Source organism: Halosimplex carlsbadense 2-9-1, from assembly GCF_000337455.1.
Lineage (GTDB): Archaea > Halobacteriota > Halobacteria > Halobacteriales > Haloarculaceae > Halosimplex > Halosimplex carlsbadense.
Genome location: NZ_AOIU01000018.1, coordinates 146,707 through 161,222 on the forward strand (window position 1 = coordinate 146,707; position 14,516 = coordinate 161,222).

11 protein-coding genes and 1 tRNA gene are annotated in these 14,516 nt (G+C 70.7%); 7 read left to right on the top strand and 5 right to left on the bottom strand.

Going from position 1 to position 14,516, the window contains the following annotated elements:
- Positions 1-76: 76 nt before the first annotated feature.
- Positions 77-1,567 carry an aryl-sulfate sulfotransferase gene (locus C475_RS08215; protein WP_006883348.1) on the top strand — a complete coding sequence of 497 codons (1,491 nt, stop codon included), beginning with the start codon at positions 77-79 and terminating at the stop codon, positions 1,565-1,567.
- On the opposite strand, the gene C475_RS08220 is transcribed toward C475_RS08215, so the two are convergent.
- On the bottom strand, positions 1,494-4,136 hold the full coding sequence (locus tag C475_RS08220) for an efflux RND transporter permease subunit (RefSeq protein WP_006883349.1): 2,643 nt from the start codon (positions 4,134-4,136) through the stop codon (positions 1,494-1,496). The two genes, C475_RS08215 and C475_RS08220, sit on opposite strands and share 74 nt — an antisense overlap.
- A gap of 364 nt (positions 4,137-4,500) precedes the next feature.
- On the opposite strand from C475_RS08220, the gene gcvT reads away from it, so the two are divergent.
- The 4 genes from gcvT (at position 4,501) to C475_RS08240 (ending at position 9,162) form a co-directional block, all read left to right on the top strand.
- The gene (gene gcvT / locus C475_RS08225; RefSeq protein WP_006883350.1) at positions 4,501-5,595 is read left to right on the top strand and encodes a glycine cleavage system aminomethyltransferase GcvT; all 1,095 of its coding nucleotides are present in this window, start codon (positions 4,501-4,503) and stop codon (positions 5,593-5,595) included.
- Positions 5,592-5,975 (top strand): glycine cleavage system protein GcvH, encoded by a 384-nt coding sequence (gene gcvH, locus C475_RS08230; protein WP_006883351.1) that lies wholly within the window; start codon positions 5,592-5,594, stop codon positions 5,973-5,975. Before gcvT ends, gcvH begins: the two co-directional genes overlap by 4 nt.
- A 256-nt stretch (positions 5,976-6,231) precedes the next feature.
- Positions 6,232-8,748 (top strand): DUF5059 domain-containing protein, encoded by a 2,517-nt coding sequence (locus C475_RS08235; RefSeq protein ID WP_006883352.1) that lies wholly within the window; start codon positions 6,232-6,234, stop codon positions 8,746-8,748.
- Positions 8,749-8,826: 78 nt separating this feature from the next.
- Positions 8,827-9,162, top strand: coding sequence for a DUF7344 domain-containing protein (locus C475_RS08240; protein WP_006883353.1), 336 nt, complete (start codon positions 8,827-8,829; stop codon positions 9,160-9,162).
- A 180-nt stretch (positions 9,163-9,342) separates the two neighbouring features.
- Here the strand turns inward: C475_RS08240 and C475_RS08245 are convergent.
- Positions 9,343-9,417 (bottom strand) — tRNA-Ile (locus tag C475_RS08245).
- A 101-nt stretch (positions 9,418-9,518) separates the two neighbouring features.
- Between C475_RS08245 and C475_RS08250 the strand changes: the two genes are divergently transcribed.
- Positions 9,519-10,031, top strand: coding sequence for a macro domain-containing protein (locus C475_RS08250; protein ID WP_006883354.1), 513 nt, complete (start codon positions 9,519-9,521; stop codon positions 10,029-10,031).
- Here C475_RS08250 and C475_RS08255 read toward each other — a convergent pair whose 3' ends face one another.
- The gene (locus tag C475_RS08255) at positions 10,032-10,895 is read right to left on the bottom strand and encodes an ATP-grasp domain-containing protein (RefSeq protein WP_006883355.1); all 864 of its coding nucleotides are present in this window, start codon (positions 10,893-10,895) and stop codon (positions 10,032-10,034) included.
- A 219-nt stretch (positions 10,896-11,114) separates the two neighbouring features.
- Between C475_RS08255 and C475_RS08260 the strand changes: the two genes are divergently transcribed.
- Entirely contained in the window at positions 11,115-11,546 is a 432-nt protein-coding gene (locus C475_RS08260) for a universal stress protein (protein WP_006883356.1), read from the top strand.
- Positions 11,547-11,602: 56 nt separating this feature from the next.
- Here the strand turns inward: C475_RS08260 and C475_RS08265 are convergent, their stop codons facing one another.
- Together C475_RS08265 and C475_RS08270 are read right to left on the bottom strand one after the other, a co-directional pair.
- The gene (locus C475_RS08265; RefSeq protein WP_006883357.1) at positions 11,603-12,133 is read right to left on the bottom strand and encodes a 50S ribosomal protein L16; all 531 of its coding nucleotides are present in this window, start codon (positions 12,131-12,133) and stop codon (positions 11,603-11,605) included.
- A 100-nt stretch (positions 12,134-12,233) separates the two neighbouring features.
- Positions 12,234-14,279 carry a restriction endonuclease gene (locus C475_RS08270; protein WP_006883358.1) on the bottom strand — a complete coding sequence of 682 codons (2,046 nt, stop codon included), beginning with the start codon at positions 14,277-14,279 and terminating at the stop codon, positions 12,234-12,236.
- Positions 14,280-14,516: the final 237 nt, after the last annotated feature.

A 14,516-nucleotide genomic window follows, 5' to 3' on the forward strand; every position in this document is an offset into this window, starting at 1 on the left:
TACCGCGGGTCACCGTCGGTGGCGGTCCGCCAGGAGTCGTAACCGAGTTAACGGCCTCGGTCGATACTCGTGGCAGATGCGCAGAACCGTCCTCTCTATCCTGTTGGTCGCGCTCCTGTTGGCGGTCCCGGTCGCCGGCGCCACGGGCGGCGTCGCGGGCACCGGCGACCGTTTCGGCGCGGGCGCCGCGCCCGGCGTCGCCGTCGGGGCGACCGACCTCCAGCAGGCGTCGAACCCCTGTGTCGGCACGATGGAACGAACGCCCGACCGCACGACCCTGTTCTCGATCCAGGGCGCCCGCGGCGGCGACAAGACCTCGGCGATGGTCGTCGGCGCCCGACCGAACGGGTCGATCGTCGGCGTCCACAACGACAGCGACGCCGGCCGCTGGTGGAGCTACGACATCGACGTGCTCGACAACGGCAACGTCCTCCAGTCGACGACCGACAACCGCGACACGCTGATCGAAGAGATCGACCCCGCGACGGGCGAACACCGCTCCGAGCGCCGCTTCGAGAACGCCTTCGACACCCACGACGTCGACCTGATCAACGGCGACGAACTGCTCATGAACGACATGAGCCAGGACGGCGAGGACCGCGTCCTGATCTACAACCTCACCCAGGAGGCGGTCACCTGGGAGTACTACTTCGCCAACGACAGCGAGCACTACCCGCAGTCGGGCGGCGGCGAGTTCGGCGGCGACTGGACTCACAACAACGACGTCGAGCAGATCCGCGACGGCGTGATCATGGTCTCGGTCCGCAACTTCGACAAGGTGGTCGCCATCGACCGCGAGACGAAGGACGTCGTCTGGGAACTCGGCGAGGACGACAACACGACGATCCTCCACGAGCAACACAACCCCGACTACCTCGAAAGCGAGGACGGGTCGGCGACTGTCCTCGTCGCCGACAGCCTCAACGACCGCGTCGTCGAGTACGAGCGCGAGGGCGACTCGTGGAACCGGACGTGGGTCCTGCGGGGCGGGCGGCTGAACGAGCCCCGCGACGCCGACCGACTGCCCAACGGCAACACGCTGATCGCCGACCGGCGGGCCCACCGTATCGTCGAGGTGACGCCCGACGGCGAGGTGGTCTGGGAAGTGTACTCGCCGTACCAGCCCTACGACGTGGAGCGGGTCGGCACGGGCGACGAGTCGAGCGGGCCGACGATGGCCGACGCCGGCGCGGGCGGGGCCGTCCAATCGACCGGCGGTGCCGACTTCGACACCGCCGACATCGAGGCCTGCTACGACTACCTCACCGGGTTCGAGAGCACGCGGCTGATCCCCGAGGAGGACATGGACGCCGTCGCCGCGTCGCCGACCGCGACCGAGGCCGACGGCGCTGACGGCGCGTCGCCCGGCGGCGATGGGGCCGACGGCACCGACGGTGACGATACCGACGGCAGCGACGGCGCCGACACCGAATCGGGCTCGAACGGCGACAGCGTACTCGGGACGCCCACCTCGGGCTCCGGGCCGTCGCCGCTCAGAACCGTCCTCGCAGCCGGCGCAGTGGCCGCGCTGGTCGCCGGTGCGGTCGCGCGCCTGCGCCGGGACTGAACGGGAGCGAACGGCCCGATAGTCCGGGAAGGCGCCCGGTCAGTCCTGCGCCATCGCCCCCCCCGTGTGCGGCCGACTCGCTGCGGACGGCGTCGACGCTGCCGTAGTCGGCCCACACCAGCAGCAGGCTGGGCAGAACGAACACGGCGACGACGAACGACAGCGAGAGGGCGACGACGACGAGCGCCCCGAAGCTCGTGATCTGCGGGTGCGGGTGGAGCAGGAGCGCGCTGAAGGCCCCGACGGAGGTGAGCGTGCTACCCAACAGCGCGCCGCCGGTGCCGGTGACCGCCGTCCGCAGCGCGCCCGTCACGGTCTGGCCGCGTTCCAGTTCCTGGGCGAACCGGTCGCTGACGTGGATGTTGTAGTCGATGCCGAGCCCGATGACGAGGCTGAGCAACAGCGAAGTCAGCAGCGTCAGCGGGATCGCGAGCAGGTACATCGCGCCGACGACCAGCGCGGTCACGAGGACGATGGGGACAGCCGTGACCGCGCCGAGGGTCGCGCTCCCGGTGGCGACCCGGTAGACGAGCGTCAGCAGGACGCCGACGGCCGCGAGCGCGACGAGCAGCGTCGTCAGGATGCTGTCGGTGGTCTGGGACAGCTCGGCCTCGTTGAGCGTCCCGGTGCCGACCGCGATGGCGTCGACACCGTCGGCGCTCACGTCGCCGGCGACGGCCCCCATGGCGTCGGCCTGCTCGGCGATGGTCGCGCTCCCGGCGATCGGGACCACGACGCGCAGCGAGCGGTACTCACCATCAGTCCGTTCGACCACTCGACTCGCCTGCTCCGGCGCGGCGGCGTACAGCGCGTCGTAGACGCCGGCGACGTTCCGGTCCGGGACGCCGTCGCCGTCGGTGTCGGCCTCGGCGAGCGTCGCCCCGAACTCGTCGTCCCCGGCAGCGACCGACTCCATGACCGACAGCGGCGACCGCAGCGGGACCGAACCCGACCGCTGGAAGACGGCGCGCTCCTCGCCCGCGCGGTCGTGGACTGTCTCCACCGCGGCGAGTGCGGCCGGCGAGGTCACGTCTCCCTCCAGCAGCACCTGTGAGCGGCTCCGCGCGTCCTCGTCGGCGGCGCGGTAGTTGTCGTCGACGTAGTCGGCGAGGCTATCGAACTCGCTCGTCTCCCAGCCCAGCGGGCCGGGCAGATCCTGCTTCCAGTCGGCGATGTCGTCCTGGTTCTGCTGGACCGATTGGCGGTCCAGGTCCGTCCAGGCGACGGCGCCGGCGGACCCGGCGACCAGCGCGAGGACGATCACGACGGGCGCGGCCCGTTTGGCGATGCGGACGCCGCTCCCGAGGAACGGTTCGAGCAGGCGCGTCTCGCCGAGGGGCTGCTTGCGGCGGTCGAGACCGACGCGCTCGAGCAGGCGGTCGGCAGTCACCTTCAGCGCCGGGACGAGCGTCAGCGAGACGACGAACGTCGAGACGACGCCCAGCGTGATCCCGACCGAGAGGTCCCTGATGAGCGCGAACTCGTTGGTGACGTTCGACATGAACCCGACCGCGGCGGTCAGCGTCACCAGCCCGAGCGCGACCGCGACCGAGGAGAGCCCGCGGGCCATCGGCTCGCGGATATCGTCGGCCTCGCCGCGCTCCTCACGGTAGCGCATGAACACGTGCAGCCCGTAGTCGACGCTGAGGCCGACGATGAGGACGGGACCGATAATGAGCGTGAACCCGGCGGGGATCCCCATCCAGCCGAGGATGCCGAACATCCACAGCACAGACAGGACGACGCCGGTGAACCCGACTATCACGTCCACCAGGTCACGGTAGGAGAAGGCGAGCACGCCGAGGATGGCCAACAGTGCGACCGGGAGGATCAGCTCGATCATCTGCTGGCTGTAGTTGGCGTTGGACTCGGCGACCGCGTGCTCGCCGAGCGTGAAGTACTCCGGACCCGAGCGGTCCTGGGTCGCCTCGTACAGCGCCGCGGTCGCGGCGGTGCGCCGCTCGGCCGCGGTGTCGCCGGCGTCGGCGCTCTCGAATCTGAACAGCATCCGCCGGCTCTCGGCGGTCGCCGTCCCCGGCCCGTAGTCCCTGGGGAGCAACGCGACCGCCGAGGCGCCCTCGGTGAGCGTCGCCTCGACGGCCCGTTCGACCTCGCTCGCGCTCGCCGATTCGAGCGCGGCGACCTGGTCGGCGAGGCTCGCGTCGGAACTCCCCGCCAGTCGCGCGGCGACCAGGTTCGAGACGCCGAACGGCTCGCGGTCGCCGAGGGCCGCGGCGACCGATTCGTTGTCGAGCGCGCGCTGCTGGAACGACAGCGAGTCCAGCAGTGCGGCCTTCGAGAGGGCGTTGTCGTCGCTGCGGACGTAGACGGGCGCGGGACTGACTGTCGTGGCGTTCGACTCGCTGTCGTTCGTCCCGTAGTTCGCCCGGATGTAGTCGAGTTTCTGTGCGACCTCCGTGTCGCCCACCGCGCTGGAGCCGTTCATCTGGCTCTGGGTCTCCAACTGACTGATTCCGGCGACGACGCCGCCGGTCACCAGCAGCATGAGCAGGAGCACGACCAGGTTGTGTTCGGTGACGAACCGGAAGGGGCGGTCGAAGCGGCTCACGGCGTCACCCCCGGGACCGCGCGCGGTGCGCCGCCCGGTGGTTCACCGGGCGGGAGGGCGTTCTCTCGTGGAAGCGGTTCGAGGACCATCGCGTTCGACACGACAGCCGGAACGGTCATATAAAAGGGATCACAGTTTCCGGGTCGGAAACTGTGCGAAACCGACCGGCAACCGACCGTTCGCCGCGAGTCGCCCCCGACGACAACCGTCGCGAGCGTCCGAACGCGCGGCTCGGTATTCATTCTATATAGCGCTATTCGGTTGAAGGCGTCAGACGCCGCGGACACCGCCGTCGAGGTCGTGGCTCGCGAGCGCGCACGCGGGCGACGACAACGTTACGTCGCTGGCGGGCGGAAATCGGGATATGACGCTCAGACAGCCGCCGCTCGCGGACGCTCACGAGGCGAGTGGCGCGACGCTGACCGAGTTCGGTGGGTGGGAGATGCCCGTCGAGTTCGACTCCATCCGGGCGGAACACGAGGCGGTCCGCGAATCGGTGGGGCGCTTCGACGTGTCTCACATGGGCCAACTGACCGTTACCGGCCCGGACGCCCGCCGGCTCACCAACCGGCTGGTGACCAACGATATCGCCGATCTGGACCCCGGCGAGTCGAACTACGCCGCGATCACCGACGACCGCGGCGCGATGCTCGACGACACCGTCGTCTACCGCCCGCCCGAGGCGTGGTCGGTCGACGCCGACTACCTCGTCGTCCCCAACGCCGGCCACGACGACGAGATGACCGAGCGCTGGATCGACCACCGCGACGCCTGGGAACTCGACGCGACGGTCCGGAACCGCACGGAGTCGTTCGCGATGGTCGCGCTCCAGGGTCGAGACGCCCGAAACCTGCTCGCCGGTGAGACGGACGCCGACCTCGGTGAGCTGGGCCGGTTCGAGTCGACGGTCGGGGCGGTCGCGGGCGTCGAGACGCTGGTCTCCCGGACCGGTTACACCGGCGAGTCCGGCTACGAGTTGATCTACCCCTGGGACGAGGCCGAAACGGTCTGGTCGGCCCTGGAGTGTCAGCCCTGCGGCCTGGGCGCCCGAGACACCCTTCGCCTGGAGATGGGGTTTCTGCTCTCGGGACAGGACTTCGACCCCGAGGAGAACCCCCGCAACCCCTACGAAGCAGGTATCGGCTTCGCCGTCGACCTGGACAGCGAGTTCGTCGGCCGGGACGCGCTGGAAGGGGCCGACGTGGAGGGCGTCGACGAGAAGCTCCGGGGGATCGAACTGGTCGACCGCGGCGTTCCCCGGTCGGGCTACGCCGTCGAGTCGACCGACGGCGACTCCCTGGGCGAGATTACGAGCGGAACGATGAGCCCGACGCTCGGCCGGGGGATCGGGCTGGCCTATCTCCCCGTCGAGGTCGGACTCGACGAATCGATCCGCGTCTCGGTGCGGGGCGAACCGAAGAAAGCACGTACCACCGCGACCCCATTCCTCGATAGATGAGCTTCGACGTTCCCGACGACCTGCGCTATCTCGACTCCCACGAGTGGGCGCGGGTCGACGACGCTACGGCACGGATCGGCATCTCCGATTTCGCCCAGGACGAACTCGGCGACGTTGTCTTCGTCGACCCCCCGAGCGAGGGCGAGGAACTCACCGCGGGCGAGGACTTCGGCGTCGTCGAGTCGATCAAGGCCGTCTCCGACATCTACGCCCCCGTCTCCGGCACCGTCACCGCCGTCAACGACGACCTGGTCGACCGGCCGGAACTGATCAACGAAGACCCCTACGGCGACGGCTGGCTGGTCGAGGTCGAACTGAGCGACGAGTCCGACCTCGACGACCTGCTGTCGGCCGACGAGTACCGCGACCAGATCGCCTGAAGCTTCCCCGACACGCTTTCTGCCATGTTCGCCGCTGAGAGCCACAGACACACGCCCACAGCGACGGCCCTCTCTACCGGGCCGCCCCATCCATACACCGCGTGACGCTATACGAAACGTCGGCGGCTCCGCGAACCACCGACCGGCTCTGATGCGACCGAGCGATTCCGGTCGCCCGCCCTCCATCTATCCGAATGTGTTTAGGCCTGCCTAAATTTCGACGCCCTTATCACACTTTAGGTAGGCCTAAATAACGATGCAACAGCGAAGACGCGACGTACTGGCAACAGGAGCGGCGCTCGCGACGCTCGGGCTCGCGGGATGCGACGGGCTCTCGGGCGGCGACGAGACGGACGCGCCGGCGGAGACGGAATCGGACGGAGAGAACGAGTTCGACGAGGCGGCCGGCGAGGGCGATTCACCGACCGACGACAGTGACGGATCGGGGGGGTCGGTGGACGTGGCCGTCGCCGCCGAGTGGAACGCTATGCGCGCTCGGGTCTGGGACGCCCAGGCGCTGGGCCTCGCCGGCGCACACGACGCGGGCGCCTCGGTCGCGCAGTCGACGTTCGGTCGCTTCGAAGGGGCCAGCGGCGAGTACGGCGCCCACGAGACCCTCGAATCGACCAGCGAGTCGAGCTACGAGGGCTTCGAAGAGGCGCTGGGCGAGCTACGGAGCGCCGGGCTGGAGGCCGGCGACGTCGAACGGACTCGCGAGGAGGCGGGACTCGCCAGCGAACACCTCGCCACCGCACAGCGCGAACTGGTCGGCGAGTCGGCTGCCCGCGCCTTCGATCTGCAGCTGCTCGGGGCCGCGACGCTCGACGCCGCGGCGCTCGCGGGGGCCGGTCACTTCGGTGGCGCGCAGGCCGCCGCCGAGTCCGTTCTCGGGCGCTTCGAGGAAACCGCGGTCCACGACGCGCTCGAATCCGTCGACGCCGACTCGTACGAGGCGTTCGAGGGGAGCCTCGAGGCCGTCGCGAGTTCGGCCGGCAGCGAGGACGCCGAGTCGGTCCGCGCGGAGGCCGAAGCCGCCTACCAGGCCACGGTCGACGGCAGCTACGCGCTCGCGGACAGCGAGGCGGTCGCCGGCACCGGCCACGTCGCCGCCATCCAGGCCCGCGGCTGGGACGGCGCCGCCCTGGCCGCGGCGGGCGGCCCCTCGACAGACTACGCCCACGCCGCGGCGCTGACGCTCTATCGCGCTCGGGCCGCCGACGCCCACCGGCTGGCCGCCCGCGGCGAGACCGACCGCGCCGCGACGATGGCCGGCGACATCTTCGCCCACTTCGAAGGCGCCCGCGCCCACGAGGCGCTGGAGGAAGCCGACGACGAGGCTTACGAGGGCTTCGAGTCCGGGCTCGCCGCGCTCCGGTCGGCCATCGAGAACGGGAACTCCTCGGAAATCGACGACGCCGCCGCGACTGTCGACGAGAACCTCGTCACTGGGGTCGACGCGCTCGCCGGCTCGAACGCACCCCTGCTGGCGGCCGCGTTCTCCCGCGCCCGCTTCGCGGACGCCCGAGAGCTGTACCGCCTGGGGCAGAACGACGTCGCCGCGACCCTCGCTCAGGGCCTGTTCGAGCGCTTCGAGGCCGACGAACTCGGCCTCCACGAGGCCCTGGAGTCGACCAGCGAGGAGCTGTACCACAGCTTCGAGGAGGAGCATCTCTCGGGGCTGATCACCGCCTTCGAGAACACCGACGACGACGCCGTCTCGACCCACTACGAGGGCGTCCAGTCCGCGCTACTGGCGTTCGAGATACAGGCCGGCTCGACCGCCACCGCCAGCGGCGCCGAGGCCGCGTACGTGGGCGCCCGCGGGTTCGACGCCGCCGTCCTCGACGCCCTCGGGAACGACGGCCGTGCGGAGGCCATCGCACAGGGCGCCTTCGAACACTTCGAGGCCGGCGCCGGCGGCTATCACGAGGCGCTGGAGGACGCCGACGAATCGGTGTACGAGTCCTTCGAGGAGCGCCTCGGCGTGGTGTCCTCGGCCGCGGGCGACGGCGAGGACGTGTACCCGGCGAGCAAGTCCTTCGGCGCCGAGGCGCTGAAATCAGCCTACGCCATCGTCGAGCACGCCGGCGGCTCGACCGGCGGCGCCGGCGCGACGGTCCTGCAGGACGCCTTCGCGCACTTCGAGAACGCGCGCGTCCACGAGTTACTGGAGGAGGCCAGCACCTCCGCCTACGAGACCTTCGAGGCGGAACTCGACGCCTACATCGCCGCGTTCGAAGAGGGCGGCGACGTGGCGGCCGCAGCCGACGCGTTCGCCGACGCCGCACTCTACGCCCAGTTCGCGCTCGTCGACAGCGTCGAGGAACTCCCGCTGGACCTGCGGCTCGCGGGGTCAACTAGCGGCGGTCACGGCGGCGGGAGCGAGAGCGGCGGCGAGTCGAGTCTCCAGGGCGGGCCGAACGTCGTCGAGGGCGTCCCCGACGACGCCGACTACGTCGTCGACATGACCGCCGTCGCCTTCGAACCGGCGGCGCTGACCGTCTCCCAGGGCGACACCGTGGCCTGGACCCACACCGGCGGCGAGGCCCACAGCGTCACTGCCGCCGAAGGGTCGCTCCCCGATGGGGCGGAGTACTGGGCCTCCGGCGGCTTCGACTCCGAGCCGGCCGCGCGTGAGGGCTGGGGAGCCGGCGACGGCGCCGTCCAGTCCGGCCAGTCGTACGTCCACACCTTCGAGACGACCGGGACTCACGAGTACGCCTGTATCCCCCACGAAGCAGCGGGCATGGTCGGGTCGGTCACCGTCGAGTAACCGGATCGGTCGCAGAGATACCGTTAGTACCGCCTGACGCCCATCTACCGCAGGATTGGATCGCAAGGGGACGATCGGGTGTCACGGGATCGCGGCGACGGGCTCGACCATCCGCTCGCTCGGCTGGTCGTCCGCACGCTCCTCGAACGGTCGGATGGGGAGCGAGGCATGGTGTTGCTGGTCAACGAAGCCGCCCGCTTCGAAGCCGCCAGCGACGGCGAGACCCCCGACGCGATCACCCTCGACACGGTCCGGGCCGAGCTCGCAAAGGAACACGTCCCCCCGCTGGAATCCGCGGGGGTCGTCACCTACGACGAGGACGACGACACCCTGTCGCTCGCCGACTCCGAACGCGGGGCCCGGATCCGGCTGGCGGAAGCCGCCGCGGAGGCGCCCGGGGAGTCATACAAGTGATCTCGGCCGGATGCGGCGGTCGAAAGAGATCGGAGGCGGCCGCGTTCTCTCGAAGCTGAGGAGGCCCGCCCGGATTGTGAACCACACCCTGACGTGCTCGCTCCGCTGCGCACGTCAGGTCTCGTTCAAATCCGTGCGCGGACACGATTCGCTCGTCGCGTCCGCTCCTCGCAGAATCGATGGGCCCGCCCGGATTTGAACCAGGGACGAAGCGGTTATGAGCCGCTCTCTCTAACCAGACTGAGATACAGGCCCTCGCGTCTAGCGGTTCCGGATGACAGCCCTTTAGCCTACCGGGTTCGCACGCCCCACGGCTCGGGAACGCCTTTTAGCCGCTCGCGCTCGGACCGTCGCGTATGGAGTTCGACACCGTTCGGGGCGATATCGCCGCCCAGTCGGCCGACGCGCTGGTCAACGCGGCGGGGACGAGCCTGCGGATGGGCAGCGGCGTCGCGGGCGCGCTCCGCCGGGCCGCGGGCGGGCCGATCAACGAGGAAGCGATCTCGAAGGGGCCGGTCGACCTGGGCGAGGCGGCCGTGACGGACGCCTACGAACTCGACGCCGACCACGTGATCCACGCCGCCGCGATGCCCCACTCCGGCGACGGCCGCGCGACCGAGACGTCGATCACCGACGCGACCCGGAACGCGCTCGCCGCCGCCGACGAGATCGACTGTGAGTCGGTCGTGATACCGGTCCTCGGTACCGGGGTCGCCGACTTCGGGTTCGCCGAGGGGGCGCGGATCGTCTGCGAGACCGTCGCCGACTACGACCCCGAGACGCTCTCGGACGTGCGCGTCATCGCCTACTCCGACGAGGAGTTCGCCGAGCTGGAGCGGGTCGCCGATGAGCTCCGGAGCGAACGCTGATTAGGCGTCGGCCGTCCTGCGGACCAGGTCGGCCAGGTCGTCCCAGAACCCGTCGGCGTACTTGTCGGCGTCGTCGATAGTGGGACGGGCGTTGGTCTCGTTGACGACCGCCCGCTCGTCGGTCACGAGCAGGTCGACGCCGAGGAAGGGGATGTCCAGTACGTCGGCGGTCCGCTCGGCCAACTCCCGGAGTTCGGGGTCCAGGTCGACGCGGCTGGCCTCGGCGCCGCGGTGGACGTTGTGCTTCCACTGGCCGGCGGCGAGCGCGTCGTCGGGGAGCCGGCGCTCGACCGCGCCGACGTACTCGCCGTCCAGCACCATCACGCGGTAGTCGGTCGCGCCGTCGAGGTACTCCTGAACGAGAAAGGACTTGTCGCCGGTCGCCCGGAAGTCGTGAACCAGGTCGAGGTAGTCGACGACGCCGAGCAGCGAGTCCAGGTCGCCCGCTTTCGCGACGCCCACGCCGCGGGTCGTGGAGTTGGGCTTGACGACGACCGGGGGATCGAGGCGCTCGACGGCGTCGACCAGCTCCGATTCGTCGACGGGGTTCGACACCATGACCGTCTCGGGGACCGGCACGTCGGCGGCGGCGAGACGGGCGATGGCGCCCGCTTTGTTGCGCGAGCGGAGGATCGCCTCGCGGTCGTTGACCCACGGGACGCCCAGGGCGGCGTCGGCGACGCCGCCCTCCATCAGTCGCGGCGGGAAGACGAAGCCGGCGTCGAACTCACCCCAGGGCGGGTCGGTGAGCGCGACCGTCCGCTCGCGCGAGCGGACGTGCTCGACCCCGATACCGCGGTCGGCGAGGGGCGCCCGCATCCGCTCGTACGTCTCCGCGTTCGTCGCGACCGCCAGCCTGCGCATACCTGCCAGTCGGGATGTCCCGACAAAAACCCGCCGACCGCTGACTGCCGGCCTGCCGAACGATGGCGACAGAACCGCTTCCGCGATGGCAGACGTTCGATCAGATGTCGGTCCTGTGTCGGAAGATTGTCGAAAATAATTCGGCATAAGCGTTTATTCGGCCCCATATGAGCGGGAAAGTGGGCAACCGGGAGGACCCTCCGGGACGAACCTGCTCGTGTGTACGACGAGATACTCTACCCGACGGACGGGAGCGACGGGGCGGACGCGGCGCTGGAGCACGCGCTGACGCTGGCGACGGCGATGGACGCGACGCTGCGCGTCCTGTACGTCGTCGACACGACGTACCTCGGCAGCGGGGCGGCGGAGGGGACGACGGTCGAGTCGCTGCGGGCCGCGAGCGAGGAGGTCGTCGCGGAGACGGTCGAGACGGTCGTCGACCGCGGCGTCGAGGCGACCGGCGAGGTGCGCGAAGGGGAACCGTACAGGGAGATACTGGCGGACGCCGAGGAGGCGGGCGTCGACGCGGTCGTGATGGGCACGCACGGACGGCGCGGACTGGACCGGTACCTGCTGGGGAGCGTCACCGAGAAAGTCGTCCGTACCGCCGACGTACCGGTGTTGACCGTCAGACTCGCCGAGGAGGGGTGACGGGACGACGGAGAGACCCGCCGGTCGCTGACGGGGAAAACCGAGAGGAAACCGCGTTACCGGATCAGCAGCTCGTCGCCGCGTTCGACCTTGATGCGGCACGGCGGGGTGATCTTGTTGTACGCGCGGCGGTAGGCTTCCTTGACTTCCTCGGCCTGGTCGACGTCGCAGTAGGCGGTGAACAGGCGCTCGCCGGCCTGGATGCGCGCGGCGGTGCCGACGATCTTGCCGAACGCCTGGCGCATGCCGTCGGAGACGCGGTCCGCACCCGCGCCGGTCGCCTGCTTGTTCTCCCGGATGACCTGGTGGGGGAACTTCCGGAGGACCATCTTGTAGTTGCCCTCGCCGAGCTCCTTGATCAGGTGGCGGTTGGCCGAGAGGCGAGAGGCCTCCATCGAGCCGTGGCGCAACTGGACCGACTCCTCGACGATGAGGCTGATCTGGACCGGGTAGTCGTCGCCTTGGGTGTTCTTGTCGCCCATCTGGTGCTGTGCGATCTTCGAACCGGGAATACCCGTGATGTACTCTCGTCGGGTGTACGCGGGCTTGTCGATGTCCCGGTACATCGAGGCAGGTTTGTCCGACATAGTCTTGCCGTAAACGAGTCCGAGCGGGTGGATAAAGCCTTCGAACCCACCCGACCTCGTGCGAACGCCTGGCACTCTGCGCCCCGCTCGTCGGGGGACCTCACCGCTCGGCCCCGTCGTCGGGGACCGAGACGTCGTGTCCGTCGAGTTCGTCGACCAGCGCGTCGGGGCTGACCACCGTCACGCCGGCTTCGTCGGCACGCTCGCGCGATTCCGTGGGGAGTGCCGCGCCGGCGACAACCACCGCCGCGTCGAGGTCCGCGTCGCGTTCGACCGCGGCGGCGAACCGCTCGACCACCGACCCGTCGACCGTCACCGCGGCGTCCGCGTGAACGGTCAGTACGCCCGCGCGCACGTCCGCAGGCCCCGGGGCCGTCGCGCGCAGGTCCACCGCGCCGCCGTCGGCGGCGTCCGCCGTCCACCCGGTCGCGCCGAAGCAGTCCGCGACGAGCCGCCTGAACCCGTCGGCGTCGAGCGCTCCCAGCGTCGCGGGCGTCCACTCGTCGGCCGCGTCGCCCTCGCCATCGTCGAACGCGCCGCCCGTATCGCGGTCGGCCGCGCCGCCCCTGGCGTCGCCACCGTCTACGTCATCGACTCTCTCGGCGTCGGTCGGCGTCGCGGCTCGCTCGGCGGTCAGCCATTCGTCGTCCGTCTCGTCGCCGGCGAGCGTCCACCCGCCGTCCGCAGGGTCGGTCCCGCCGCCGACCTCGGTATCGTCGGCCGCCGACTCGCCGTCGGGTTCGGCGCTCGCGTCGGCCTCGCCGCCCTCGCCCGATCCGCCGTCGGTCTCCTCGGGCGGGACGACCACGGTCTCGGCGTCGGTATCGGCGGTGCCGTCGCGCTCGGTCGCGGACGATTCGGCCCGACGGTCGGCGAGCCGTCCGTCGAGTTCCTCGACGGTATCGAGCGCGTCGGGGACCCGTTCGCGGGCGACCGCGCGGGCGTCGTCGAGCGACGACTCGGCGCGGTCGCAGGCGGCCGCGGCCGCGGCGGGCGGCGCCCCGTCGGCGGCGTCGAGCGCCCGCCGAGCCCGCTCACAGCGCGCCTCGATCAGCCGCTCGGCGACGGTCGCGAGCCGCTCGCGGACCGCCTCGCGGTCGCCGTCGAAACGGGGGTCGTCGCGCCCCCAGTCGAGCGCGCGGAGCCGTTCGTACCGCTCCAGCGCTCGCTCCCACCACGTGACGACGGTCTCGATGTCGTCGGTCGACCGAGCGACTTCGACCGCCTGCTCGGCGCGTTCGAGCGGCGAGGCGGCCAGTCGCTCGCGCTCGGCGTCGAGGTTCGCCCGCCGCTGCTCGATCAGCTCGTCGCTCGGCCGGTCAGCGTCGACCGACAGCGCCGCCGCGTAGCTGTCGGCCGCTCGCCCGAAGTGGTCGGCCGCCGTCTCGTAGGCCTCGTCGTCCCAGCGGGTGTGACCCCGCTCGCGAGCCTGCTCGGCCTGCTCGACGTAGGCGCGGCGCTCGAACAGCCGCAACCGGCCGCCATACCCTTCGATGCGGTCGTCGACCGACGCCGCGGCACCGTCGAGCGACGCGGCCGCCTCGCGGGCGTCGTCGAGCGTCCCACGAACGTCGCCGACCGCCGCCAGCACCACGTCGGCGTCGCCGGACTCGAAGGCCCGTTCGACCCGTTCGAGCGTCTCCTCGGCGGCTTCGAGGTGGCGCTCGGCGCGCGACCAGACGCCCGCGGCGGCGTCGACGAACTCCCGGACCGCCTCCAGGTCACCCCGCGTCGGGAACCGGTACTGCGCCCCGCCGACGGTGTCGAGCACGAGCGCTCCGTTTCGCAGGCCCGCCTCCGTGCGGGCGTCGACTACGTCGCCCAGCGCCACCGACCGCGTGCGGTCCCCCTCGGCGCGGCCGACGGCGAACAGCACCCGAACGTCCGTCACCAGCGCCGCCGCGGTGTGGTCGCGGTCGGGCGCGACCTGCCCCGCCTCGACCCCGGCGTCGCTCGCCGTGCTGTCGGTCTCTTTGACGGTGAACCCCCGTTTCTTGTTCCGGACGACGAACCTCGGGGTCTCGGTCGGCTCGACGTACTCGGCGAGCGGGCGGTCGTGCAAGAGCCCCCGACCGATCAGGCCGCCGCTCCCCGTCTCCGTGAGCACCTGTGCGTCCCCGTTCTCGACTTCGATTACGTGTTTCATTCCCCCGCCCCGCGCGTGACTGGCGTAACCATCGATTGGGTGATACTAAACGCTTGCGTCGGTCCGCCGCGCGTCCGGGGTCCGTACGGATCCGACGACCGTTTCCGGACGAACCGGTGACGGACCACCGCGCCGTCGGGGTCGGTCGCGGGACTCGCATCCGGCCGGTCCCGTGGGCCGGACGACCGTCCGGTTACCCGGGTGTCACTGGGACCCTTTTCCCGCTCGCGACCCAAG

Excerpts from the sequence above, each read along its gene's own strand:
- C475_RS08215 (WP_006883348.1), top strand. The coding sequence starts at position 77 with ATGCGCAGAACCGTCCTCTCTATCCTGTTGGTCGCGCTCCTGTTGGCG.
- gcvT (WP_006883350.1), top strand. The coding sequence starts at position 4,501 with ATGACGCTCAGACAGCCGCCGCTCGCGGACGCTCACGAGGCGAGTGGC.
- gcvH (WP_006883351.1), top strand. The coding sequence starts at position 5,592 with ATGAGCTTCGACGTTCCCGACGACCTGCGCTATCTCGACTCCCACGAG.
- C475_RS08235 (WP_006883352.1), top strand. The coding sequence starts at position 6,232 with ATGCAACAGCGAAGACGCGACGTACTGGCAACAGGAGCGGCGCTCGCG.
- C475_RS08250 (WP_006883354.1), top strand. The coding sequence starts at position 9,519 with ATGGAGTTCGACACCGTTCGGGGCGATATCGCCGCCCAGTCGGCCGAC.
- C475_RS08255 (WP_006883355.1), bottom strand. The coding sequence starts at position 10,895 with ATGCGCAGGCTGGCGGTCGCGACGAACGCGGAGACGTACGAGCGGATG.
- C475_RS08265 (WP_006883357.1), bottom strand. The coding sequence starts at position 12,133 with ATGTCGGACAAACCTGCCTCGATGTACCGGGACATCGACAAGCCCGCG.
- C475_RS08270 (WP_006883358.1), bottom strand. The coding sequence starts at position 14,279 with ATGAAACACGTAATCGAAGTCGAGAACGGGGACGCACAGGTGCTCACG.